At 71.4% G+C, this 24663-nt stretch carries 20 protein-coding genes; 14 read left to right on the top strand and 6 right to left on the bottom strand.

Features of this window, described 5'->3' with window-relative positions:
* The first annotated feature begins 98 nt into the window (after window positions 1-98).
* Window positions 99-1256, top strand: coding sequence for a C40 family peptidase (locus NDW01_RS27495; protein ID WP_252825564.1), 1158 nt, complete (start codon window positions 99-101; stop codon window positions 1254-1256).
* 64 nt (window positions 1257-1320) lie between these two features.
* On the opposite strand, the gene NDW01_RS27490 is transcribed toward NDW01_RS27495, so the two are convergent.
* Together NDW01_RS27490 and NDW01_RS27485 are read right to left on the bottom strand one after the other, a co-directional pair.
* Complete coding sequence (locus tag NDW01_RS27490; protein WP_252825561.1) at window positions 1321-1938, bottom strand: acyl-CoA-like ligand-binding transcription factor; 618 nt, start codon at window positions 1936-1938, stop codon at window positions 1321-1323.
* Window positions 1919-3448 carry a DHA2 family efflux MFS transporter permease subunit gene (locus NDW01_RS27485; RefSeq protein ID WP_252825558.1) on the bottom strand — a complete coding sequence of 510 codons (1530 nt, stop codon included), beginning with the start codon at window positions 3446-3448 and terminating at the stop codon, window positions 1919-1921. Before NDW01_RS27485 ends, NDW01_RS27490 begins: the two co-directional genes overlap by 20 nt.
* Before the next feature lie 114 nt (window positions 3449-3562).
* Between NDW01_RS27485 and NDW01_RS27480 the strand changes: the two genes are divergently transcribed.
* The 8 genes from NDW01_RS27480 (at window position 3563) to NDW01_RS27445 (ending at window position 12074) form a co-directional block, all read left to right on the top strand.
* Window positions 3563-4087 (top strand): hypothetical protein, encoded by a 525-nt coding sequence (locus NDW01_RS27480; RefSeq protein WP_305883821.1) that lies wholly within the window; start codon window positions 3563-3565, stop codon window positions 4085-4087.
* 293 nt (window positions 4088-4380) lie between these two features.
* The gene (locus tag NDW01_RS27475; RefSeq protein WP_252825555.1) at window positions 4381-5916 is read left to right on the top strand and encodes a phosphoenolpyruvate carboxykinase; all 1536 of its coding nucleotides are present in this window, start codon (window positions 4381-4383) and stop codon (window positions 5914-5916) included.
* Between the two features lie 158 nt (window positions 5917-6074).
* The gene (locus tag NDW01_RS27470; protein WP_252825553.1) at window positions 6075-6701 is read left to right on the top strand and encodes a hypothetical protein; all 627 of its coding nucleotides are present in this window, start codon (window positions 6075-6077) and stop codon (window positions 6699-6701) included.
* A 35-nt stretch (window positions 6702-6736) separates the two neighbouring features.
* Entirely contained in the window at window positions 6737-7498 is a 762-nt protein-coding gene (locus tag NDW01_RS27465) for an isoprenyl transferase (protein WP_252825551.1), read from the top strand.
* A 162-nt stretch (window positions 7499-7660) separates the two neighbouring features.
* The gene (locus tag NDW01_RS27460; protein ID WP_252777655.1) at window positions 7661-8968 is read left to right on the top strand and encodes a PhoH family protein; all 1308 of its coding nucleotides are present in this window, start codon (window positions 7661-7663) and stop codon (window positions 8966-8968) included.
* A 538-nt stretch (window positions 8969-9506) separates the two neighbouring features.
* Entirely contained in the window at window positions 9507-10388 is an 882-nt protein-coding gene (locus tag NDW01_RS27455) for an aggregation-promoting factor C-terminal-like domain-containing protein (RefSeq protein ID WP_308211785.1), read from the top strand.
* A gap of 385 nt (window positions 10389-10773) precedes the next feature.
* On the top strand, window positions 10774-11250 hold the full coding sequence (locus NDW01_RS44450; protein WP_406567766.1) for an aggregation-promoting factor C-terminal-like domain-containing protein: 477 nt from the start codon (window positions 10774-10776) through the stop codon (window positions 11248-11250).
* 305 nt (window positions 11251-11555) lie between these two features.
* Window positions 11556-12074 carry an aggregation-promoting factor C-terminal-like domain-containing protein gene (locus NDW01_RS27445; RefSeq protein WP_252825549.1) on the top strand — a complete coding sequence of 173 codons (519 nt, stop codon included), beginning with the start codon at window positions 11556-11558 and terminating at the stop codon, window positions 12072-12074.
* 79 nt (window positions 12075-12153) lie between these two features.
* Here the strand turns inward: NDW01_RS27445 and NDW01_RS27440 are convergent, their stop codons facing one another.
* Together NDW01_RS27440 and NDW01_RS27435 are read right to left on the bottom strand one after the other, a co-directional pair.
* Window positions 12154-13557, bottom strand: coding sequence for a class II fumarate hydratase (locus NDW01_RS27440; protein ID WP_252825547.1), 1404 nt, complete (start codon window positions 13555-13557; stop codon window positions 12154-12156).
* A 129-nt stretch (window positions 13558-13686) separates the two neighbouring features.
* Window positions 13687-15756: a serine/threonine-protein kinase gene (locus NDW01_RS27435; RefSeq protein WP_252825545.1), complete on the bottom strand. Its 2070-nt coding sequence runs from the start codon at window positions 15754-15756 to the stop codon at window positions 13687-13689.
* A gap of 134 nt (window positions 15757-15890) precedes the next feature.
* On the opposite strand from NDW01_RS27435, the gene NDW01_RS27430 reads away from it, so the two are divergent.
* Window positions 15891-17249 carry a serine/threonine-protein kinase gene (locus NDW01_RS27430; protein WP_252825543.1) on the top strand — a complete coding sequence of 453 codons (1359 nt, stop codon included), beginning with the start codon at window positions 15891-15893 and terminating at the stop codon, window positions 17247-17249.
* A gap of 85 nt (window positions 17250-17334) precedes the next feature.
* Window positions 17335-17688, top strand: a complete 354-nt coding sequence (locus NDW01_RS27425; protein WP_252825541.1) for a hypothetical protein — start codon at window positions 17335-17337, stop codon at window positions 17686-17688.
* 99 nt (window positions 17689-17787) lie between these two features.
* Here NDW01_RS27425 and NDW01_RS27420 read toward each other — a convergent pair whose 3' ends face one another.
* Both NDW01_RS27420 and NDW01_RS27415 read right to left on the bottom strand, forming a co-directional pair.
* Window positions 17788-19428 carry a fumarate hydratase gene (locus NDW01_RS27420; RefSeq protein ID WP_252825539.1) on the bottom strand — a complete coding sequence of 547 codons (1641 nt, stop codon included), beginning with the start codon at window positions 19426-19428 and terminating at the stop codon, window positions 17788-17790.
* An 84-nt stretch (window positions 19429-19512) separates the two neighbouring features.
* Entirely contained in the window at window positions 19513-20472 is a 960-nt protein-coding gene (locus NDW01_RS27415; protein WP_252825537.1) for a DMT family transporter, read from the bottom strand.
* Window positions 20473-20556: 84 nt separating this feature from the next.
* Between NDW01_RS27415 and pdxR the strand changes: the two genes are divergently transcribed.
* The 3 genes from pdxR (at window position 20557) to NDW01_RS27400 (ending at window position 24658) form a co-directional block, all read left to right on the top strand.
* Window positions 20557-21987, top strand: coding sequence for a MocR-like pyridoxine biosynthesis transcription factor PdxR (pdxR, locus tag NDW01_RS27410; protein WP_252825534.1), 1431 nt, complete (start codon window positions 20557-20559; stop codon window positions 21985-21987).
* A gap of 54 nt (window positions 21988-22041) precedes the next feature.
* Window positions 22042-22299: a hypothetical protein gene (locus NDW01_RS27405; protein WP_252777646.1), complete on the top strand. Its 258-nt coding sequence runs from the start codon at window positions 22042-22044 to the stop codon at window positions 22297-22299.
* A 1093-nt stretch (window positions 22300-23392) separates the two neighbouring features.
* Window positions 23393-24658 carry a helix-turn-helix domain-containing protein gene (locus NDW01_RS27400; protein ID WP_406567765.1) on the top strand — a complete coding sequence of 422 codons (1266 nt, stop codon included), beginning with the start codon at window positions 23393-23395 and terminating at the stop codon, window positions 24656-24658.
* Window positions 24659-24663: the final 5 nt, after the last annotated feature.

Here is a 24663-nt window from a genome sequence, read left to right as displayed (position 1 = left end):
GGGCGAACGCGAGTGGCCTATGCGGCATATGAGCGTCTAGACGACCATCGCCGTCGTAGGTCATAGTCGTAACCGCACTGGGGACGAGGGAGGGCGCCGTGCGCTGGGCGAGACGCCGCATGCTTCCGACGGTCGTTGGCGTTTCACTGGCCACGACCATCGCCGCGGACATGGCGATGGTGCTCGCCGGGCCGTTCCCCCACCCGCCGGCCCTGCGGCTCCCCGGCGGGGGTTACGTGGCCGCGGCGGACAGCACGAGCTACCACGTCGCGGCGCTGCAGAAGACCATCACGCCGCACCTGCTGGTCGCCTCCGCGCAGACGCTGCCCGCCGACGCGATCGAGAAGGTCCGCCAGACGAAGGGCGTCAAGGCCGTCGAGGTCGTCGACGCGGCCCGTGCCTTCGTGGGCGGCAAGCGCGTGGGCGTGCTGGGCGTCGAGCCGTCGACGTTCCGCGCCTACACCCCCGAGGCGAGCGCCAAGTCCGACGCCCTGTGGAACAACATCGCGGGCGGTGACGTCGCGATCTCCTTCCCGATGGGGCAGGACGGCGGCATCCCGCTGGCGTCCCAGACCCAGATCGGCGGAAAAGACCACCAGACGTCCGTACGCGTCGGCGCGTACGCCACGATGGGCATCGACCAGGTCGACGCCGTGGTCTCGCACTACACCGCGCAGACGATCGGCATGCCGTCCGGCAACGCCCTGCTCATCAGCGCCCCGCACGCGAACCTCGTCAAGCTCCGCAAGCAGCTGGACAAGCTGCTGCCCAAGGGCACGAAGACGGCCACGCTGGAGTCGCGGTTCGACGGCCCGACCGTCCCCGGCGGCACCTCGGGCGCGCCGGGCCGCGTGATGACGGCCGAGCAGGTCACCACGGTCATCCGGGCCGCCGAGTCCAAGATCGGCATGCCGTACGTCTGGGGCGGCGAGTCCGACCGCGAGGGCGGCTACGACTGCTCGGGCCTCGTTCAGTACGCCTTCGCCCAGGCCGGCATCAAGATGCCGCGGACCGCCGACATCCAGGCGTTCACCGGTTGGCGGCTGCCGTACAGCCAGGCCCAGCCGGGTGACCTGCTGACCTGGAAGAACGACCCGACGTTCAACGGCGTCTCGCACATCGCGATCTACCTCGGCAACGGCAAGATGGTCGTCGCGCGGCACACCGGCACCCTGATCCAGATCCAGGACGTCTACCTGACCAACTTCTGGGGCGCCATCCGCGTCAACCCCCAACTCGCCGCCACCAAGGCCTGACCTCCCACGACCGCCTGGGGGTGTCTCACGCTCGCCCGTGCGCCGCTGGAGTGGCGCACGGGGGTCAGAGGGGGCAGCCGGCGGTGAGGTAGTCCAGGCCGCGGTCGAGCAGCTCCAGGATGTCGCCCTCGCCGTCGTCCTCCACCCAGGCCAGGATCGCCGTCTCCCACACGGCGATGACCGCGGCCCCGAACGCGCGCAGCTCGAAGTCGCCGACGGGACGGCCCAGCCGGTCCGCGAGGGCCTCGACGATCCTGTCCTGGGTCTCCCGGGTCTGCTCCCACTGACGGGCGCGCAGGGCGGGGACGGCCAGCATCAGGCGGCTCCGGTCGAGGATCCGCTGCCGGTCGGAGGCCAGCATGTCGCCGATGAGGTCGCGGAGGACGTTGCGGAGCGCCTCTGCCGGGGGCAACTCGGGAGGCTGCGCGCGGAAGGCCTCGAGGATGAACGGGTCGTACTCGTCGGTGAGGACCGTGTCCTCTTTCGTCGGGAAGTAACGGAAGAACGTGCTGGGGGACACCTCCGCGGCCTCGGCGATCTGCTCGACGGTCGTCGCGTCGTACCCCTGGTCCTGGAAGAGCCGGAGCGCGTGCTCCTGGATGGACCGCCGGGTCTTCAGCTTCTTCCGTTCCCGCAGGCCGAGGCGTTGTTCGAGGGATCGTTCAAGCGGAGACGTACTCATGCGTCGATTGTCCGTTACCCGCGGGCTCATCGGCACCTCGACGCGGAAGCAGGATCAGGGCGAGCAGCGCGGCGATCACCATGATCCCGGCCCCCGCCAGGAGCGTGAGGTCCATGCCGTGGGTGAACGCCGCCCGTACCGCGTGCAGGAGCCGCGCTTCGTGCAGCCGCCCGGCGACCGCGATGCCGCCCCCGACCCTGTCCCGGACCGTGTGGGCCGCCGCAGGCGGAAGCCCGGTGACGTCGACGCGCCCACGGTAGCCGGACGACAGCAGGCTGCCCAGCACGGCGGCGCCGAACGCCCCTCCCACCAGACGGACGGTCATGAGGACGGCGGACCCGACGCCCGCCTGTTCGGCCGACAGGGCGCTCATGGCGGCGTTCATCGAGGCGGGCAGTATCAGCCCCATCCCGAGGCCCGCGACCGTCAGCCAGGCGGCCGCGAGGCCGTAGCCCGATGCGGCGGTGGTCGTCGCCCCGAGGAGCATCCCGGCGATGACCGGGAGGGTGCCCGCGACGATGGTGAGGCGGGGGCCGATCCGCGTGACGAGCGGGGCGCCGAGGCGGGAGGACGCGATGAGGCCGCCGATGAGGGGCAGCAGCCGTAGCCCGGATCCCATCGGGGTCGTTCCCAGCACCGCCTGGAAGTACTGCGGGACGACGAAGAGGACGCCGAACATCGCGAAGGTCAGCAGCGTGGCGGGCAGGACCCCGCCGGTGAACCGCCGGTCGGCGAAGAGACGCAGGTCGACCAGCGGGTGGACGACACGCCGGGTCCACGCGACGAAGGCGACGAGCATGATCGCGCCGGCGGCCATCACGCCCCATACGCCGGGGCTCGACCAGCCGTACTCGTCCTCCTGGATGGTGCCGTACACGAGGGCCACCAGGCCGCCGGTCGACAGCAGCAGCCCGGCGAAGTCCGGCCGGGGTGCGGACGAGGAGCGGGACTCCGGGATCAGGATGAGGCCCAGGACTAGGGCCACCGCCGAGACGGGGATGTTGATCAAGAAGATCGACCCCCACCAGAAGTGGTCGAGCAGGTAACCGCCGATGATCGGCCCGAGCGGCAGGCCGAGGAAGGAGGCGGCGGCCCACGCTCCGAGGGCCTTCGGCCGCTCCTCGGGCGGAAAGACGACGAGCAGCACCGACATGGCCAGCGTCGTGATGGCCGCCGAGCCGACGCCCATGAGCGTGCGGGCGGTGATCAGCCCGGCGGGGCTGGAGACCAGGGTGGCGAGGAGCGAGCCGGCGAGGAACAGCGCCAGGCCGGCCAGGAGCGTCATCTTGCGGCCGTACCGGTCGCCGATCAGGCCGGCGGGGATCAGGAGGGTCGCCGAGACGAGCGTGTACGAGGCGACGATCCACTGCAGCGCGCTCGTTCCCGCGTCGAGCTGCGCGGACAGCGTGGGAAGGGCGACGTTGAGCGCCGTGAGGTCGAGGCCGACGGCGAGCAGGATGACCACGAGGGCACCCAGCACCCACCACCGTCGGCGGCCGAGTGAGGTCATGACAGCGGCTCCCTAATGATTGTGACACTGAAATGAGAGTAACTATCAGGGCGGGGCGGCTGTCAACCCTGTGAAACCCTTGGCGGACCGGTGGAGTCGTGTAATCATGATTACATGGCTACGACGGAAAGCGCGGAGGGGAAGCTTCGCGAGTGGTTCGGCGGCAGGTTGCCCGCGGAGTGGTTCGACGGGCCGCCTCGCGTCATCCTCGACCGTGAGGAGATCAGCGTGATCGGCCGGCTGGCCGAGCCCGACGTCCCCGAGGGCGCCTCCGAGGCGGAGCGGTCCGAGGCGGTCGCCGGGCTGGTCCAGCGCTTCCGGGAGGACACCCGGGAGCGGCGGGTCGACATCGCGCGGGAGGCCGAGCACCGCTTCGCCCGTAAGGTCTCCTGGGGTGTGGAGTGCGGCGGTGCGAAGGTCATGTTCACCACGCTGTCGGTGCCGGTGATGACCAGGCTCCGCCAGCCGGAGCGCAGGGTCCTCGACACGCTGGTCGACGCGGGGGTGGCGCGCAGCCGGAGTGACGCGCTCGCCTGGTGCGTCCGCCTCGTGGGCAAGAACGCCGACGAGTGGCTGGCCGAGTTGCGGGACGCGCTGCTGCACGTCGAGCGCGCACGGGCCGCCGGACCGCAGGTCTGACCGTGGCGGGACGTCCCCGTCCGCCCGCCCGGCGCCGCTGGGGAGGCCCGTCTTCCGGGCGCCTTAATCGAGAAAGTCGAAACATACTCGAAACAAGGGACAAGAATTGCGGACCCGGTCTAGGCCAAAGGTCTAATCCAGTGGTCTAATCCAAAGGTCTAAACCAATGCTCCCATAGCGACCTTCCCTGCGGTTGAGATCACTTTGCCGGGGGATGTTCAAAATGCTGCGTGTGGGTACACTCACGAAATCCCGACATCAACCATCGGGTGTCCCCGTGCGAAGGAGCGATCGTGGCGTATGAGGTCAAGGCCGGGTCGGTCGAGTGGAATCCGACCGCGGCCCGGCTGCGCGAACTCACCGAGAAGATGCCCAACTCCAAGGTGACCGAGTTCGGCAACGTGGTGGTCAAGGCCCGCGTGGACAGCCGGAGCGCCAAGTCCACCTACATCGTGGACGACTCGACCAACACCACCAAGCAGACGATCACTCGGGCGGAGTACGACCGCGTCGCCGCCGCGCAGGACGAGTACCTCGCCGGGCGCGACGTCGTCGTCGTGGACGGCTACATCGGCAGCGACCCCGACTTCCGTACGCGGGCGCGCCTGGTCATCGAGGCCTCGAACGCCAACATCGCCGGCATGCAGAAGCAGCTCTACTACCCGGTCGGCGAGGACTACGACCCGGCGACGTGGGAGCCGGACACCACGGTGGTGTACACCCCGAACCTCCCGATGGAGGGATACCCGAACGACCGGCTCATCGCGGTCGACCTCAATGCCGACATCACGCGGGTCTTCAATTCGGACTACTTCGGTGAGTCCAAGAAGGGCGGCCTGCGGATGTGGAACAACATCGTCTATGAGCGCGGCGGCCTTTCCCTGCATGCGGGCTGCAAAGTGATCCCGGTGGACGGTGAGAACAAGACGGTGCTCATCGTGGGCCTGTCCGGCACGGGCAAGACGACGACGACTTTCACCACCCAGCTCGGCAGCAAACCCGTGCAGGACGACTTCATCGCCCTGATGCCGGGAGGTCGCGTCTACACGACCGAGAACGGCTGTTTCGCCAAGACCTTCGGCCTGGATCCGGAATTCGAGCCGACCATTTACCACGCCACGGTGAAGCCCAACGCCTACCTCGAGAACGTCTCGGTCGACGCGGACGGCAGGATCGACTTCTTCGACACCTCCTACACCAAGAACGGCAGGACCACCTGGCCGTTCAAGTACGTCGACCCGTGGCCGGCGGACAAGGTGGAGCCCGCCGAGTTCCTGCTCATCCTCAACCGCAACGAGAACATCGTCCCGGGCGTGGCCCGGCTCGACCGGGCGCAGGCGGCCGCGTACTTCATGCTCGGCGAGACCACGGGCACGAGCGCCGGCGGCAAGGACGAGGAGGGCAAGTTCCTGCGGGTGCCGGGGACCAACCCGTTCTTCCCGCGGGACATGGCCGACATGGGCAACCGGATGCTCGAGCTCCTCGACAGCCACGAATTGAAGGTGTTCGTCCTCAACACGGGCCGTGTCGGCGGCGGCGAGGGCGACGACCGCGCGAAGAAGGTCAAGATCCCGCACTCGTCGGCGATCGTGCAGGCCATCGTCGAGGGCACGATCGAGTGGGAGGACGACCCGGACTTCGGGTACGAGATCGCGTCGTCCGTACCCGGCATCGACGACCTCGAGATTCTCCAGCCCCGGCGGCTCTACGAGCGGCAGGGCCGGATGGAGGAGTACGACGCCATGGTCGAGCGTTTGAAAGCCGAGCGGCGGGAATACCTCTCATCCTTCGCCGGACTGGACGAGGCGATCGTCAAGTCGATCGGCTGAGCCAACTCGGGGATGGGTACGCCCCGGCGGCGGGACACCCGCCGCCGGGGCGTTTTACGTCCGGCGGCGTTTCACGTCCGGCCCGCGCGGGTCAGCGTCGGGTCAAGCATCGCGCGACGTCTCGATCTGGAGCAAACGAGCAATCTACGCTTACCCATGTGGGAGAACTACGCTGCGTCGACGGATCGCGGCTCGAGGTGATCATGGTTCCGGTCCGCGACCGGGCGGGCACCCCGTATGAGGTCACGCTCGAACTGCGGTGCGACGGCCGGTCGTTCGGCGTGGTGGGGGAGCGCTGCGGGTACTCCCTGGCCACGCTCGCCCGCGAGGTCGCCGACGTCCGCGTCGACGGCTCGCCGGTGGCGCGGGCCTGGCCCGATCAGGCGGATCGGTTCCCCGAGCCGCCGGCCTCCACGGCACCGGGTGCCCGGGAGGACCGCGGGCTCGCCGCACGGGAGCCCGAACTCTTCGCGTTCCGGCGGCGGGACCGCGCGGACACGCCCGGCACCGCCGAACTGCGGTGCACGCTGCGCACGTCGTGTACCTGGCTCTCCGCGCCCGACCACCGCGGAGGGGAGTGGCGGCGGTCCCGGCGCGCCGTCGTCGAGGCGTGGGGGCCGGACGGCCATGGCGTCCGCGCCGTCCTGACCTCGGCGGAGCTCGCCGGCTTCCTGACGGCCCTGGTGGCCGAGGCGCGGCTCGTGGGCGCCGATTACCGAGACGTTCTCGCGAGTTCACCGGTAAGCGCCCGGCATGCCCCGTCTGGGGCGATAATTGACTGCTGATCCCCCGGCGTCGTCGACGAAGAAGGTGCGAGCACATGGGCTTGCGGGACCTGGTCTACAAGCTTTACGAACGACGGCTTGAGATGAGGCTCCGCCCGAACACCGCACCGCGCCACATCGGAGTGATCCTCGACGGCAACCGCCGGTGGGCGCGATCGATGGGGCACAGCGACGTCGCCACCGGGCACCAGCGGGGCGCCGACAAGATCTCCGAACTGCTGCAGTGGTCCCAGGAGACGGGCGTCGAGGTGGTCACGCTGTGGCTGCTGTCGACCGACAACCTGTCCCGGCCGGCGCAGGAGCTGGATCCGCTGCTGGCGATCATCGAGAAGACCGTGGAGGACCTGGCCACGCGGGGCTGGCGCGTCCAGCCGGTCGGAGCGCTCGACCTCCTGCCCGACAAAACCGCACGTGTACTGAAGCAGGCCGCCGAAAGCACATCTGACGCTCCTGGCCTGATTGTGAACGTCGCGGTTGGGTATGGAGGTAGACGTGAGATCGCTGATGCGGTGCGCTCACTCCTGCACGAACACGCGAGCAGGGGCACCAGCATCGAGGAGCTGGCCGAGTTCCTCGATGTGGAGCACATCGCGGAGCATCTGTACACCCGCGGCCAACCCGACCCGGACCTGGTCATCCGGACGTCGGGAGAGCAGCGCCTCTCCGGCTTCATGCTCTGGCAGAGCGCCCATTCGGAGTTCTACTTCTGCGAGGCCTTCTGGCCTGACTTCCGCAAGGTCGACTTCCTGCGGGCGATTCGTTCCTACGCCGCGCGGCATCGGCGCTACGGTTCGTGAACCCTCTGTAGAGCGTTCCCGAACGACCGGTTTCGGCCGGTCGACCACTCGGTGCGCGTCTGTTCTCGGGCGGTTCCCCCGGCCTAGCGTCGTATCAGGTCCCCCCGAGGAAAGGGCGCTCTCCCAGGCGACCCGCCTGGGCAGGTGCCCGAAGGAGAACGAGTGGCCACACCTGCCGCCACCCGGCGCACGTACGTCCTCGACACCAGCGTTCTGCTCGCCGACCCCGGGGCGCTGACCCGGTTCGCCGAGCACGAGGTCGTACTGCCGATCGTCGTGATCACCGAACTCGAGGCCAAGCGCCACCACCCGGAGCTCGGCTACTTCGCGCGGAAGGCCCTCCGAACCCTGGACGACCTGCGGGTCGCCCACGGACGTCTGGACGAGCCGCTGCCGATCGGTGACGAGGGTGGAACGGTCCGAGTCGAGCTCAACCACTCCGACCCGTCGGTCCTGCCGGCCGGCTTCCGGCTCGGCGACAACGACACCCGGATCCTCACGGTGGCGCTGTCGCTGTCCCAGGAGGGGCACGACGTCGTGCTCGTGTCCAAGGACCTGCCGCTGCGGGTGAAGGCCGCCTCGGTCGGCCTGGCGGCGGAGGAGTACCGCGCCCAGTCGGTGATCGAGACGGGTCACACCGGCATGGCGGAGCTCGAGGTCGCCGCGGACCAGCTGGAGGAGCTGTACGACGCCGGTCGGCTGGAGCTCGCGGAGGCGCGCGACCTGCTGTGCCACACCGGTCTGCGCCTGATCTCGACCGGCGGCTCGGCCCTCGGGCGCGTGATGCCCGACAAGTCCGTACAGCTCGTGCGCGGCGACCGGGAGGTGTTCGGCCTGCGCGGGCGGTCGGCGGAGCAGCGGGTCGCGCTCGACCTGCTCATGGACGAGGACATCGGCATCATCTCGCTCGGCGGGCGGGCCGGTACGGGCAAGTCGGCGATGGCGCTGTGCGCCGGTCTGGAGGCCGTCCTCGAACGCCGCAGCCACCGCAAGGTCGTGGTCTTCCGGCCGCTGTACGCGGTCGGCGGGCAGGAACTCGGCTACCTGCCCGGCACCGAGAACGAGAAGATGTCGCCGTGGGGCCAGGCGGTGTACGACACCCTCTCGGCCATGACCACGCCCGAGGTCATCGAGGAGGTCCTCGACCGCGGCATGCTCGAGGTGCTGCCGCTGACCCACATCCGCGGCCGTTCGCTGCACGACTCGTTCGTGATCGTCGACGAGGCGCAGTCGCTGGAGCGCGGGGTGCTCCTGACCGTGCTGTCGCGCATCGGCACCGGCTCGCGCGTGGTGCTCACCCACGACATCGCGCAGCGTGACAACCTGCGCGTCGGCCGCCATGACGGCGTCGTCGCGGTGGTCGAGAAGCTCAAGGGCCACCCGCTGTTCGCCCACGTGACCCTGACCAGGTCCGAGCGGTCGCCGATCGCCGCTCTCGTGACGGAGACGCTCGGCGACGTCGGCGTCTGATCCGGCCGGTCGAACCACACCGGGGCTTCCCTCGATTCCGTCGAGGAAGCCCCGGTTTTCGTCACGGACCGTGGTCACCCAGGCCTGAAACGTCATGATGTGACCAACGTCACATAACGATCGTGATACCGTGCGAACTCGTGGTTGACGTGGGTATTCGGGGGCCTGTGTCCACTGTGGCGTGATTAGACGTGAGATCAGTCACGCCATTCCGCTTGCGGAGTACCCCCCGTCTTAATGCAGTGTGGTCCGCCGTAAGCACTCCTGCGGGACACCCCCCGGTCCTGGCGCGTCCCCGCGCCGTACGACGGGAGGGCCTGCCCGCCGAGGGTGCCGCGCCGGAGACCGCGACGGCACCGGGGGTGAAGGCACTCGTACGCGTGCCCATGCGCGTGCGACCGTCGGAAGGACCGCCTTGTACGGAGACCGTTTCGGGTCCCCCGGGCGAGACGATCGACAAGACGGCACGGAGCCTCACGGCCCGTGGGACGACGCTCGTTTCCCCGAGAACCAGCCCCCGTCGTCCGAGGACGTCAAGGTGGCGGGTTCTCCCCTCGCGCCGGAGCCCGAGCGGCCGGATCTCTCGGGCGCCACTTCTGCGATGCCCATCCCGGAGACGGCCGAAACCGCTCCGGTCGATGACCTCGGAGCCACCCGCCACGACCTGGGCGCCGTTCCTCCCGGCGGCCCGACGCCGCCGGACGGCCCCGGCGGCCCCGGCGGCGCCGGGGACGACGACTTCGAGTCCATGCGCCGCAAGCCTCGCCCCTCCGGCAAGCTGGTCAAGGTCGGTGCGGTGGCCGCGGCGGCGGCCGTGGTGATCGGCGGCGGGACCGCCGCCTTCGCGCTCACCGGCGGCGGCTCCGGTGCCCCCAAGAAGCCCGCCGCCGAACCCTCGGCGCAGCAGGTGCAGGCCGAGGCGCAGGCGCCGGCCCCGATGACCGAGAAGCAGCGCAAGAGCCTGGAGACCGCGCGCCGCAAGGAGCTGCAGAAGCGCGCCCTCCGCGCCGCCCGGAGCGAGAAGGACCGGCCCTCGCTGCTGGCCAAGGGCGAGCCGATCCCCACCAAGACGCCGACGCCCACTCCGCCCGGAGGCAGCGCCGGCAACCCCGTTCCGGCGAGCGAGGCTCAGCGGATCGCGAAGTCGCTGCTGCCGAGCTTCGGTTTCGACCCGAGCACGCAGTTCGGCTGCCTGGTGAACCTGTGGAACCGCGAGAGCGGCTGGCGCGTGCACGCGGCCAACCCCTCCGGCGCGTACGGCATCCCGCAGGCGCTGCCCGGCTCGAAGATGGCGAGCGCCGGACCCGACTGGCAGAACAACGCCACCACCCAGATCAAGTGGGGCCTCGGCTACATCAAGAGCCGCTACAGCACGCCGTGCGGCGCCTGGGGCCACTCTCAGAGCACCGGCTGGTACTGACCGGCACTCCGCAGCCCGGCGGCCACCGGCCGCCGGGCTCCGCTCGCGGAATCCCCTCACCGGATCCCCGACCGCGCAGCCCCGCTCGCGGGATCCCCGGACGTGGAGCTCCTCGCGGAATCGTCATGCGCGGAGCTCCGTCCGCAGGGCCGAAAGGCACCTGCGGAGCACCACCCGCGGGCCAATGAAACGCCCGCGGTGATGACGCGGCGGAACATCCGCCGCACCGCCTCGGACTCCGGCCGTCCCTCACGGCCGGACACGGCGTCCGACAGCGACGCCGCCGGTGGCCCGGTCGCCTTCCTCCCGCTCCATGAAGGCTGCTTCGGCCGAGGTGGACACCGCTCGCCGCGCGACCGGCGCGTCGGCAGACGGAAGGTCATTCTTGTCCTCCAACCGCCCGAACGGGTTCTCTGCGGCCAAGGCCGTCGTTCTCTCCCTCGGCGTCTGCGTCAGCGTCGGTCTCACCGCCGAGGCGCCGGCCCAGGCCGCGTCGCCGACCACGGCCGTCGTGCGCGTCGCCGCCGTCGCCACGCAGAAGAAGCCCACTCGCAAGCAGCGGAACGAGCGCGTCGCCAAGCCGCTCGTGAAGAAGCGCTGGGCGCACAGCTACAAGAAGCAGTTCCCCTGCCTGGTCAAGCTCTGGAACCGCGAGAGCAACTGGAACCACAAGGCGCACAATCCCTGGTCCGGGGCCTACGGCATCCCCCAGGCGCTGCCGGGCAAGAAGATGCGCAGCGCCGGCAAGGACTGGAAGACCAACCCGGCGACCCAGATCAAATGGGGTCTGAAATACATCAAGGGCCGGTACAAGACGCCCTGCGGCGCATGGTCCCACATGCACCGGACCGGCTGGTACTGAGACCGATCGGCCGCCGCTTCACCCCGACACTCCTGATCGGCGGCAAGGACTCGGTAAAAGAGCGGCACAAACGCAGCCGGGAGCGGTGTCGAGCCGCGCGTGTCACGGAACGTGTCATGGCGTGGTGACGGAACGCTTCCAGTAGGCAACGCTCCGTCGCCGTCACTCCGAAGCGCGAGAACGTCGCGTACGGCGCCCCTGCGGGGGCGCCGTCCGATGGCCCGGTCCGCCCCCAGGGGCAGCCGACGGCGGAGTGAAGGCCCGCTCGGAGCGCGACCGGCGCTCCGGCTGACGGAAGAGCCGACTTGGACCTCAAACTGACGGGACTCTCCCGGAGCGGCGTCGCCGCGCTCGGCAGCGCCGCCGCTCTGCTCGCCGGACTCACGGGAGAGCCGCCCGCACTCGGTGCGGTACCCGCTTCCGGCGCGGTGCCCGCTTCCGGCGCGGTGCCCGCACTCGGTGCGGTGCCCGCCCGCGCGTGGCCCGACATGGTGCCGCCCCGGCGACCGCAGCTGACGATCTCCGAGCGCAACAGGGTGCTCGCGCTGCCGTTCCTCGTCGAACGCGGCTGGTCGTACCGGCAGTACCAGTGCCTCGACCGCCTCTGGATGCGCGAGAGCAGCTGGAACCACCGCGCCCGCAACCCGTGGTCCGGTGCGTACGGCATCCCGCAGGCCCTGCCGGCCGACAAGATGCGCACCGCCGGGGCGGACTGGCGGACGAGCCCGGCGACCCAGATCAAGTGGGGACTGGGCTACATCCAGAGCCGTTACGGCACCCCGTGCGCGGCCCTGGGCCATTCGGCCGCCACCGGCTGGTACTGATCCGGCGTTCCCGCACCGGCCGGCCCCCGGTGGGGGCCGGCCGGAGGGCACGGGCGCGGAGACGAATCGGCGGGCCGGGTCAGGACCCGGCGGGACGGGTCATCGCGAGGACGTCGAGGGCGGCGTCGAGTTGCTCGATCGTGAGGCGACCGGCGTCGACGTGGCCGCGCTCGAGGACGACCTCACGGATGGTCCGGCGCTCCCGCAGGGCCTGCTTGGCGACCGCGGCGGCCTCCTCGTACCCGATGTAGCGGTTGAGGGGCGTGACGATCGACGGGGACGACTCGGCGTACTCCCGGCAGCGGTCGGCGTCGGCCTCGATGCCGTCGACGCACCGGTCGGCCAGGAGCCGGGAGACATTCGCCAGCAGGCGGATCGACTCCAGGATGTTCCGGGCGAGCATCGGCAGCATGACGTTGAGCTCGAAGTTGCCCGCCGCACCGCCGAACGTGATGGCCGCGTCATTGCCGATGACCTGCGCGGCGACCTGGCAGACCGCCTCGGGGATCACCGGGTTCACCTTGCCCGGCATGATCGATGAACCGGGCTGAAGGTCGGGCAGCCGGATCTCGCCGAGCCCGGCGCGCGGTCCCGAGCCCATCCAGCGCAGGTCGTTGGCGACCTTGGTGAGGCCGACCGCGATCGTCTTCAGCGCGCCGCTCGTCTCCACGAGGGCGTCGCGCGCCCCCTGGGCCTCGAAGTGGTTCCGCGCCTCGGTGAGCGGCAGGCCGGTGGCCCGGGCGAGCTCGGCGATGACGCGTTCGGCGAAGCCGGGGGAGGTGTTGATGCCGGTGCCCACGGCGGTGCCGCCCAGCGGCAGTTCGGCGAGGCGGGGCAGCACGGCCTCCAGCCGCTCGGCGCCGTACCGCACCTGGGCCGCGTAGCCGCCGAACTCCTGACCCAGCGTCACGGGAGTGGCGTCCATCAGGTGCGTCCGCCCCGACTTCACGACGGACGCGAACTCCCCGGCCTTGCGTTCCAGCGTGTCCGCCAGGTGCCGGAGCGCGGGGATCAGCTCGGTCACGACCAGCCCGGTCGCCGCGATGTGGATCGAGGAGGGGAACACGTCGTTGGACGACTGTGAGGCGTTCACGTGGTCGTTCGGATGGACGGGCCGGCCCAGCCGCTCCTCGGCGAGCGTGGCGACGACCTCGTTGGTGTTCATGTTCGAGGAGGTCCCCGAGCCGGTCTGGAAGACGTCGATCGGGAAGTGCGCGTCATGCTCGCCGTTCGCGACCTCCAGCGCGGCCTCCGCGATCGCGCCGGCCATCCCCTTGTCGATCACGTCGAGCTCGGCGTTGACCTTCGCGGCGGCCGTCTTGATGTGGCCGAGCGCGGCGATGTGCGCGCGGTCCAGCCGCTGTCCCGAGATGGGGAAGTTCTCCACCGCCCGCTGGGTCTGCGCGCGCCACCTCGCCCATGCGGGAACGCGTACCTCCCCCATGGAGTCATGCTCGACGCGGAACTCCTGCTGTTCGCTCATCTCACTCATGGTCGTCTCCGGTCGCAGTCGTCGTCCCCGTCCTTACCCGACTCAGGGAGCACCGGCCGTATTCCCGCGCCGGCCCTGCGCCCCGCGCCCGCAGGGGCGGAAGGCCCGCCGGGCGCGCGCTCAGCCGGTTAGGGACTCGTACGCTCCGGCGAGCCACTCGACCGGCCCGGCGCCGGCCTCGGGTCCGCGGCGGAGGCGTACCCGGACCCGGGCGCGGGAGACGCCGGAGGGCAGCCGGAGTTCGGGCGGCGCCGAGAACCGGTGGGTGTTCTCCGCGCACGCGCCGTGGACCGTTCGACCGGGGGCGCCGAGCACGGAGGCCGTGAAGGACAGCCGGCGGGCGCCGGACCGGCAGATGAGGAGGACGCCCACGCGGCGACCGCCGCCGGGAACCCCGAACGTCAGCGTGGACGTGTCCGGCCAGGTGCCGCTCTTCTTCGCGACCCGGCGCGACACCGGCCGGTCCGCCGCGTCCAGCAGCGTGGCGGGCAGCGCCTCTGGGGAACGCGCGGCGAGGGTCGGCGACGAGGTGGCGGCGGGAGGGCCGGGCGCGGCGGAGGGGGATGTCTGCGCGGCGGACGTACGGGTGCCGGCCGGAGCGCCCCCAGAACCGGCCCAGCCGTTCAGCCCGGCGAGCACACCGGCCGCGACCGCCAGCGTGAGCACGCCGCCCGTCACCACGGGAAGCGCTCCCGGCCGGTCCAGCCATCGGCGCCCGCCGCGGCCCGGCCCGGCGCCGGAGCCTCCGGGGGGTTCCGGCCTCGGGACGGGAAGCCAGTCCGCCGTCGGCTGCGCGGGCGCCCCGGCCGGCGCTCCGATCGCCGGCAGGTCCCGGCTGGTCCGGCCCGGCCCCGCGCGTCCCGTACGGGGCGGCGTGGGCTCCGCCCTGCGGGACCGGTCGAGACCCGGCGGGGCGGTGTGCCCCGCGTCGTCGGATCGCCTGAGGCCGGGCAGCGCGGACCGGCCGCCGGAGTTCCCGTCCCCGGGCGAACCACCGCACACCCGATCGGGCCCCTCGGCGGCGGGCGGATCAGGCCGCCGACGTTCCGAGCTCCCGGGGGCGGGCGTGCGCCGGCCGTCCGAGCTCCCTGGGGCGGCCGTCCGCCGGCCGTCCGAGACACCGGGGGCGGGCGAGGCGGGCGGCCGCCCATCGTCGGAGCCGCCGAGGGCGGGTGGCGCGGGCCGCTGCCGGCCAGAGCCTCCGGACGCGGGCGGACCGGGCCGCACGCGGCCGGGTGTTCCTAAGGCGGGCGGAGTGGGTTGCGCGCGACCGGTCCCGCGGCGGCCGGAGAGCTCCCGGCTGGACCACTCATGAGCGGACCGCCTGCTCGACCGCGACCGGGACGCCTCCGCCGGCCGGGGCGGCAGCGGCGGCGCGGTGGCCGCGGCCAGCAGCGCGGCCGCGCGTTCGGCCGTCAGCCGCCGTGCCGGATCCTTCTGCAGCAGCCCCTCGAGCAGCGGGCGCAACGACCCGGCGCGCACCGGGGGGTCCGGCTCGGCGGTGACGAGCGCGCTGAGCGTCGCCATCGCCGTCTCGAAGTCGTACGGGGGGCGTCCCTCGACGGCGGCGTAGAGGGTGGCGCCGAGCGACCACAGGTCCGAGGTGGGCGAGGCGCGCTCGCCACTGGCCACCTCCGGTGCGACGTACGCGGGGGAGCCCATGAACGTCCCCGACTGGGTGAGGGTGGTGGCGCCCTCGTACGTCGCGATGCCGAAGTCGGTGAGGACCACGCGGCCGGAGTTCTCCAGCAGGACGTTGCTGGGCTTGACGTCACGGTGGACGATGCCGGCCGCGTGCGCCGCGCGCAGCGCGTCGAGCAACTGCCCGCCGATGTCCGCGACGCGCGCCGGCGAGATCGGGCCGTCGGCGACGAAGACGTCCTCCAGCGAGCGGGCGGGGACGTACTCCATCACGAGCCACGGACGATCGTCCTCGACCACCACGTCGTACATGGCGATGAGACCGGGGTGGTTCAGGCGGCCCGCGGACATCGCCTCGCGGTTCGTGCGCTTGATGAGGTTCAGTCGCTCGCGGGGCCGCAGACTGGGCGGGAGGTGGACCTCCTTGACGGCGACCTCACGGTCCTCGGCCTCGTCGTGCGCCCACCAGACGGTGCCCATGCCGCCCCGGCCGATCTCCTCGATCAGGCGGTAACGACCGGAGAGCAAGCGGTCCTGCGACTCGGCCACGAAGCGCAAGATACCCGCGTGTGCCGGTCGCGGCACGCGGATCCTTACCGTGATCTTGCACTCACGTCGGCGTCACTGCAAGATCGAAGCTGACAGGCACGTTCGGTGTCGACGCCATCGGAAGAGGCGTGGCGATGGAAACCTTTTCGGCTCCGGGGCTCGGTGAACCCACCGTGCTCGCTTCCGGTGTGCTGCCGCTCGAGGTCGACGACCCCCCCGCCATCGGCGGGCACCGCCTGGTCGCCAGGCTGGGCTCGGGCGGGATGGGCGTGGTCTACCTGGGGCGCGACCGGAACGGCCGCCTCGTCGCGGTCAAGACCGCACGCCCCGAAGACGCCGACGACGAGACCCTCCGCCTGCGATTCCAGAGCGAGGCGGACTGCGCCCGGCGCGTGCCCGGAGGATGGACGGCGCGGGTGCTCGCCGACGGCACCGCCGAACGGCCGCCCTACCTGATCACCGAGTACGTCGAGGGACCGTCGCTCGCGCACATCATCGACACCGGCGGGCCGCTGCAGCCGGAGCAGTTGCGCGCCCTCGCGACGGGCGTCGCGCGCGCCCTGGCCGCGATCCACGGAGCGGGAATGGTCCACCGGGACCTCAAGCCCGCGAACGTCCTGCTGACCCCCACCGGTCCGCGCATCATCGACTTCGGCATCGCGCAGCGTCTTCCGGCCTCCGGCGGGCTGACCAAGGACGGCGTCGTCATGGGCAGTCCCGGCTGGATCCCGCCGGAGCGCCTCACCGGACAGCCCGCCACCGCCGCGTCCGACGTCTTCGGCTGGGGCTGCCTCGTCGCGTACGCCGGGATGGGCCACAATCCGTTCGGCGAGGGGGACGGCGACGAACTGGCGGGGCGGGTGATCCACCAGCCGCCGGACCTGACCGGACTGGACGAGTCGCTCCGCCCGCTGGTCGAGGCGGCGCTGGCCAAGGACCCCGCCGAACGGCCGCGGCCCGCCGAGCTCCTCGCGCGCCTCGGCGTCGGCGTCACGGCTCCCCAGAAGACCTCGCCGGCGCGGCGCTCGGTCGTACCGGCCCTGGTCGCCGCGGCGATCGCCGCCACGGCCGCCGCCGTCGTCGTCACGGTGCTCTACGGAACCCATACGGACAAGAGCCGGCCGCCCACCGGCGCCACCGTCGAGTCGACCCGGCCCGGCACGCCGTCTCTGCGGCCGCGCGGTCACGTGCCGCCGCATCCGAACTCGGCCGAAACGGCCCCGCCCACCACGCACCGTACGGCTCCCGGCCGCGCGTCCGCGAGAACGAGCCCGGCCGCCGCCACGTCCACCAAGGCCGCGTCCGGCAACGGCGGCGTGAGCAACGGCAACGACGCCGGCGGCAGCAGTGGCGCCAACGGCAGCACCAACGGCAGCACCAACGGCAACGGCAACGGCAGCGCCAACGGCAGTGGCAGTGGCAGTGGCAACGGCAACGGGAAGGCCAGCGGCAAAGGCCAGGGCAACGGGGGCGGGAGCGGCAGGGGCAGGTAGCCGGCCTCTGCGGAGACGCGGCGCCGGCCGGCCGCGGGCTTCCCGCCGCGGGGTGCGCGGTGGGGCAACCTAGGGGGAGTCGATGATGCGTCTCAGCACGTTCATGCGGGCCTCGGTCGTCGCCGGTGGCCTCGCCACCACGGCACTGCTCGGCGGCGGGACCGCTTTCGCCGCCACTTCCACGACGGTCACGCCGTCTTCGAGCCTCTGCCACGTCAAGGCCATCTACGGCAACACGCCCATCAACAGTTCTCCGTCCACCGGCAGCTCGGTGGTCGGCCACCTCACCAAGGGCGTGTGGTACGCCTCCGGATGCTCTCCCGTCGCCGGCGGCTCCTACTCGGCCTGCTACTACAACTCCAACGCCTGGTACCTCGTGACCGCCCCGACCAGGGGCTACGTCAAGTACTACTGCGTCGAGGCCGAGATCTCGGCATAACGCGCCCTCCGAGCATCCCGACCTGAAGCCCGGGCTCGCCAACGGCGAGCCCGGGCTCTCGCTTCGCCGGGCGGGCGAGGTCGAGCAGCCGGCCCGGCGTCAGCGTCGCCCGATGGTCAGCAGCGGCCCGGTGGTGTCCGCGAAGAAGTCCTCGCCCTTGTCGTTCACCACGATGAACGCGGGGAAGTCCTCGACCTCGATCTTCCAGACCGCCTCCATGCCGAGCTCCGGGTACTCCAGGACCTCGACCTTCTTGATGCAGTCCTGGGCCAGCCGGGCGGCCGGGCCGCCGATCGAGCCGAGGTAGAAGCCGCCGTGCGCCTTGCACGCCTCGGTCACCTGCTTGCTGCGGTTGCCCTTGGCCAGCATCACCATTGAGCCGCCGGCCGCCTGGAACTGCTCGACGTAGGAGTCCATCCGGCCGGCCGTCGTCGGGCCGAACGAACCGCTCGCGTAGCCCTCGGGGGTCTTGGCCGGACCCGCGTAGTAGACGGCGTGGTCGCGCAGGTACTGCGGCATCGGCTCGCCGGCGTCCAGACGCTCCTTGATCTTGGCGTGGGCGATGTCGCGGGCCACGACGAGCGGCCCGGTCAGTGAGAGGCGCGTCTTGACCGGATACCGGCCGAGCTCGGCGCGGATCTCGTCCATCGGGCGGTTCAGGTCGATGCGGACGACCTCGCCCTCCAGATCGTCGTCGGTGGTCTCGGGCAGGTAGCGCGCCGGGTCGGTCTCCAGCTGTTCGAGGAACACTCCGTCGCGAGTGATCTTCGCCAGGGCCTGCCGGTCGGCGCTGCAGGACACGGCGATCGCCACCGGGCACGAGGCGCCGTGCCGGGGCAGCCGGATCACGCGGACGTCGTGGCAGAAGTACTTCCCGCCGAACTGCGCCCCGATCCCGAGCTTCTGCGTGAGCTCGAAGACCTGCTGCTCGAGTTCCAGGTCGCGGAAGCCATGACCGGTCGGGCTCCCCTCGGTCGGCAGCGTGTCGAGGTAGTGCGCCGAGGCGTACTTGGCGGTCTTGAGGGCGTACTCCGCGCTCGTGCCGCCCACCACGATGGCGAGGTGGTACGGGGGGCACGCGGCGGTGCCGAGCGACCGGATCTTCTCCTCCAGGAAGGACATCATCCGGTTCGGGTTCAGGACGGCCTTGGTCTCCTGGTAGAGGAAGGACTTGTTCGCGCTGCCGCCGCCCTTGGCCATGAAGAGGAACTTGTACGCGTCGCCGGGCGCGGCGTACAGCTCGATCTGGGCGGGCAGGTTGCTGCCGGTGTTCTTCTCCTCCCACATGGTCAGCGGCGCCATCTGGGAGTAGCGGAGGTTCAGCTTCGTGTACGCGTCGTAGACGCCCCGCGCGATGTGGCGCTCGTCGTCCCCGTCGGTCAGGACGTGCTGGCCGCGCTTGCCCATCACGATGGCGGTGCCGGTGTCCTGGCACATCGGCAGGACGCCCGCCGCCGCGATGTTGGCGTTCTTCAGCAGGTCGAGGGCGACGAACCGGTCGTTCGGCGACGACTCCGGGTCGTCGAGGATCTTCCGGAGCTGCGTCAGGTGCGCGGGCCGGAGCAGATGGGAGATGTCGTGGATCGCCGTCTCGGTGAGCAGCCGCAGCGCCTCGGGCTCGACCTGCAGGAACGTACGGCCGCCGGCCTCGAACTCGCTGATCCCGTCGCTCGTGAGCAGGCGGTACTCGGTCTCGTCCGGGCCCTGGGGGAGTAGCTCGGTGAAGGCGAATTCGGGCATCGGCTTCCTCGCTGACGACACGGTGATGTGGTCCCCAAGCCTAGAACCGCGGCGCCTCCGGCGCCGAACGCGGCTCGGGAGCCGTCACGGACGCGACGCCTCCGCGACGCCCACGGGCTCCGGAGCCGGCGGTACGGCGACCGCCGGAGCCGACCGCCCTTTCGAGCCGCCGAGGCCGGCCGCGACGCCGCACCCCACAAGCAGGACACCGGCGAGTTCCGCCGCGCTCGGCGTGCCCAGCCCCATCACCATCGTCGTGATCGCCGCGCTCACCGGGATCAGCCCCGCGAACAGCCCGGCCCGATCCGCGCCGATCCTGCCCAGCGCGTCGTACCACAGCAGGAACGCCCCGACCGTGACGACGACCACCAGGTACGCGAATCCCGCCAGCTCGCCGGCGGTGGGCGTCCGCACCATGGCGGTGCCGTCCACGAGCAGGCCGGCGGCGAGCAGCATCGGAGTCGCGGCCGCCGCGGCGTACGCCGACACCCGGATCGCCCCCAGTTTGGGCAGGAGCGGCACGGCCAGCAGGGAGAAGGCCATCTCGCCGCCGAGGGCGCCGAGGGACAGCAGCAGGCCCCGCAGGCTCCCGCCGCCGAGCCCGTTGGCCGCCGCCGCGCCCAGCGTCACGATCACCGCGGCCGCCACGAGACGCGGAGCGGGGCGGCGGCGCTCCATCAGCGGAGCGACGATCGCGAGGAGCACCGGGACCGCGCCCACCACCGTGCCGACCATCGCGGGAGTCGTGTACCGCGTCCCCTCGACGACGCAGACGTTGAAGCCGGCCAGGCCGGTCGCGGCGAGCGCCGTGACCAGGCACCACTCGCGGAGGCTCAACCGAGGACGCGTCCGGGGCCCGGGCGCGCGCCGCTCGCTCACCCGGGCGACGATCAGGAGGATCACCGCGGCCGTCGCGTACCGGACGGCCTGGCCGCCGTACACCGGGCACCGGGCGATCGCCGCGGAGACTGCGGTCAGGGTTCCGACGATGGTCATCCCGGTCGCGGCCTGCACGATTCCGCGCGTACTGGTGCTCTGCTCCATGGGCTGAGACGCTATGCACCCATTGGTCCGGGAACGAGGACCAATCGATCGTCGAGAACAAGGACCAATCCGGAGGAGCCGCGCGTGGACCTGCATCTGACGCTCGACCGCTCCGCCGGCCGGCTGGCCGCCCAGGTCGCCGACGGGCTGCGTGATCTCATGCGGCGTGGAGCGCTCGTCCCCGGCCACCGGCTGCCCTCCACCCGCGACCTGGCCGGTGACCTGAAGGTCTCCCGCGGAGTGATCGTGACCGCGTACGAGCAGCTCGTCGCCGAGGGGTTCCTCGTCTCCCGGCAGGGCGACGGCACCCGCGTCGCCCGCACCGTCACGCCGCCACGACCGGCCGCGCCCGCCGGCGCGGCGCACCGGCGGGCGGTCCGTCTCGCCGCCGCCACCGAGGCCGCGCCGATCGATCCACCGGGCATCGCGTACGACCTGCGGCCCGGCAAGCCGGACCTGACGTCGTTCCCCAGGGAGCGGTGGGCGGCGACGATGAGAGAGGTGCTGCGCGACCTCCCGTACGCCGAGCTCAACTACCCCGACCCGGCCGGAACACGACGGCTGCGGACCGAGCTCGCGGCCTACCTGGCGCGCGTGCGCGCCGCCGTGGCCACCCCGGAGACGGTCGTGGTGACCGCCGGGGTCGCCCACGTGCTGGCGACCGTCCCGCGCATCCTCCGCGAGGAGGGGCACCGGCTGCTCGCGGTCGAGGACCCACTCGCCCACCAGCAGCTCCCGATGCTCCGGGCGACCGGCGTCCGTACGGTGGGGATCCCCGTGGACGAGGAGGGGATCGACGTCGCCGCCCTCGCCCGCACCCGGGCGCGTGCGCTGCTCGTCACCCCGGCGCACCAGTTCCCGACCGGCGTCGTCCTGTCACCCCGCCGGCGCGCGGCCCTCGTCGAATGGGCGCGCGCGGTGGACGCCGTGATCATCGAGGACGACTACGACGGGGAGTTCCGGTACGACCGGGATCCGGTCGGCTGCCTGCAGGGCCTCGCCCCGGAGCGGGTCGTCCTGGCCGGGTCGGTCAGCAAGGCGCTGTCCCCGGCGCTGCGGCTCGGCTGGGTGGCCGCGCCGCCGTGGCTGGCGGTCCGGATGCGCGCCGCGCGTGCGCTGTACGACCTCGGCTCCTCGGCGCTCGACCAGCAGGTGCTCGCCCGGCTGATCGCCACCGGAGGCTACGACCGGCACCTGCGCGGCATGCGGCGGCGCTACCGGGACCGCCGCGACGCGTTCGCCACCGCCCTGGCGCGGCGCCTGCCGCAGGTGCGCGTCCACGGGGTCTCCGCGGGGCTGCACGCGTACGTCGAGCTGCCCGCCGGCACGGACGAGGCCGGCGTCGTCGCCCGGGCCGCCGCCCTCGGCGTCGCCGTCCAGGGCGTCGCCCCGATGCGCGTACGGCACCCCGGCCCGCCCGCGATCGTCGTCGGCTACGCCCGCCTGCCGGAACACCGCCTCGCCGAGGCCGTGGACCTCCTGGCCCGTGCCTTGTCGCCCGATCGGCCGAAATGACGGTGTCGGCGGCCGGAACGGGGGTAGGACGTGCGGCGATGAGGAGGATCAAGAATGAGTCTTGACGAAGCCGCCCGCCAGCTCGAACTCGCCGCCCATGACACGCAGGTCGCCTTCGACTGCATCGGTCTCGGTGACATCGAACGTGCTCATACCCACGCCATCACCGCCCGCGCGGCGGCCGACGCCGCCGAGGCCGCACTAAGGATCGCCCTCACCGAGATCAAGACTCCCGAGGAGGCCGAACGCGCCGGTGAGGAGGCCATGCGCCGCCTCGCCCAGGAGATGGCGCCACACGGCTCCCGCCCGTAAGGCCCGCCGCCGACCGCGTTCCCGCCGCGCGGGGACGCGGTCGTCCCCGGCTGGCCTCACCCCCGAATGGCCGCCCCCTGGAAGAATTGTGAGATGGAGGGGCGTGTTCGACGGCTGCGGCCTGGTATCGGGATAACTCGCACGGCAGCGGGGCATTTCCGTCGAGCGTTGAAGGCCGCCGGGGCCGCGTGCTGGCGTCTGGGGTGTGTGCGGTCCTACCCGGTCCGGGCCGCGGAGTACTTGAGCCGGATCGACCGGCCACTGTGCCGCCGGTAGTGACGTCACAAGGTCGGCGAACCGGTCATCCCACGGTCACTCTCGACGGCAACGAGGCCCCGACGGCGGCAACGTGACGGCGCTTGCGTGCCGTGAGGGCGTCCCGGAGTGCGATCGCCGTCGGAGCGGCAACGATCTCGTGCCGTCCTCGTACGGCAATCCAGGTGGATCTCCAGGGGTCGAACAGGGTGCCCCAGTGAGGGAACTCGGCTCGCAGGCGTGCGAGCCAGGAGACGGGTCCCGCTCCGTACGGCTGGGCGGCCGTTGAGACGGCCGGATGAACGCGAGTGACAGGTTCCGCAGGCGCCGCGGGACCTCGCCGATGCGGCCACGAGGTGCTCACGACCGGCCTTCGCGACGTGCAGGACCTTCGTGATGAGGGCGGCGGCGCGGTCGATGTGCTCGGCCGGGCACATGTACTCCGTCTCCAGCGGTGCGTCACGGGTCGGGCCGGTCCAGCACCAATACCAGTGCAGCGAGCCCTCGTCGGGGGTGATGGCCACGTACTGCGAGAGGCCCGGATTCATCGCCTCCCCGCGCGGATCGTCGGTCACCGACGCCCGGGGGTTCCAGGCCATCAGGGCACTGATCCCCACCCGCACCTCCAGCCCGCGTCCCCGCAGCGCCGTGGCGAATTCCACCAGCCGGGCACGGATCGTCCGCTCCTGCCGGAGAACAGAGCCTGGCGAATTCGCCGTTGATTCGGTCATGGGGTTCCCTTCCTATGGGGTTACGATGGATTCGCTTCGCAGGCCAATAACACCTCGTGGTTCTCCGTTGAAGGGGAGCCGCCTAGGGGGCCATAGAGGGGGCCGTTGTGCTCTCCAGAAAGGGCGACTCGGTGCCAACTAGCGCAAATGAGGAATTCGGTGCATACCTAGCGCACCTCCGGAGACGAGCCGGTAAGAGCCAGCGACGGCTCGCCGAGATCCTCTGTGATCTGTCCGGCTGTCCGACGGTCACCCGCCACGAGATCAGCAGGTACGAGCGAGGACGCCGTACGCCCCGATACTGGCTCCCGTACCTCGCCCGGGCGCTCGACGTCTCGTTAGAAGAATTGGAAAGACGCGCCAATATCGCGTTCGGCGCGCAGCAGCCTCACCCTCACCCGCACGCGAACTCATTCGTCCATGGCCTCTCAGAGATTGACGCGTCGGTGCCACAGTCGGGCGGTGCGACCGGACGACGGATAGGCCCAGAAACGGTCGCCGATCTGTGGGCCCGCATACACCGGCTGCGTCTGGCGGACGACGTGTTGGCCGGCGGGGACCTGATCGGACCTGCCCTGCGAGAACTGGATGCCGCTGTGGCCATGCACCGGGCGGGCGACTTCAGCGAGCAGGTCGGCCGGACGCTCCTCGCCGCGATCGGTGAGCTGGCGCAGGTCGTCGGTTGGATCGCCAGTGACGCCGGTCTCGACCGGCGGGCCGAGGAGATCTACCAGCTCGGTATCGGCGCGGCGCGTGAGACCGGTGACCGGACATCAGCCGCCAATCTGGTCGGGTCTCTCGCTTATCACCGGACCAACGTCGGCGCCCTCGAAGCCGGACTGGACCTCGCGATCGCAGCACTCGAGGAGGCGGGCCGCCACGCGCCGCCTCGGGCGGAGGCGCTCTTCTGGGACCGGGTCGCCTGGGCCTACGCGAAGACCGATCAGGCATCCTTGGCGATCAGGGCCCTCGGACGGGCATCCGAGGCTCTCTCGCGGCACGGAGGCCAGGACGACCCTCCCTATCTGTACTGGGTCGACGAGAGCGAGCTTCGCATCATGGAAGCCCGCGTTCACGTGGAGTTGCGGCGTCCGCTCCGTGCGGTGCCCGTGCTGACGGAGGTGCTCGGCCGGTACGACGACACCCATGCGCGAGAACTCGCGCTCTACCTGTCCTGGCTCGCGGTCGCCCTCACCGATGCCAACGAGCCCGAGGAAGCCGCGCGAACGGCTCGTCGCATGCTCGAACTCTCGGCCGACATGCCGAGCGAGCGCACCGTTCGGCGCTCCCAAACTGTTCTCACTCGCCTCCGGCCTTTCCGCGATGTCGGGGAAGTCCGGGACCTGATCGACGACTACGGCTGCCGGGTCTGAATGCC

This window comes from Actinoallomurus soli, from assembly GCF_024055715.1.
Taxonomy (GTDB): Bacteria; Actinomycetota; Actinomycetes; order Streptosporangiales; family Streptosporangiaceae; genus Actinoallomurus; species Actinoallomurus soli.
This window is presented reverse-complemented; position numbering and strand designations above follow the sequence as displayed.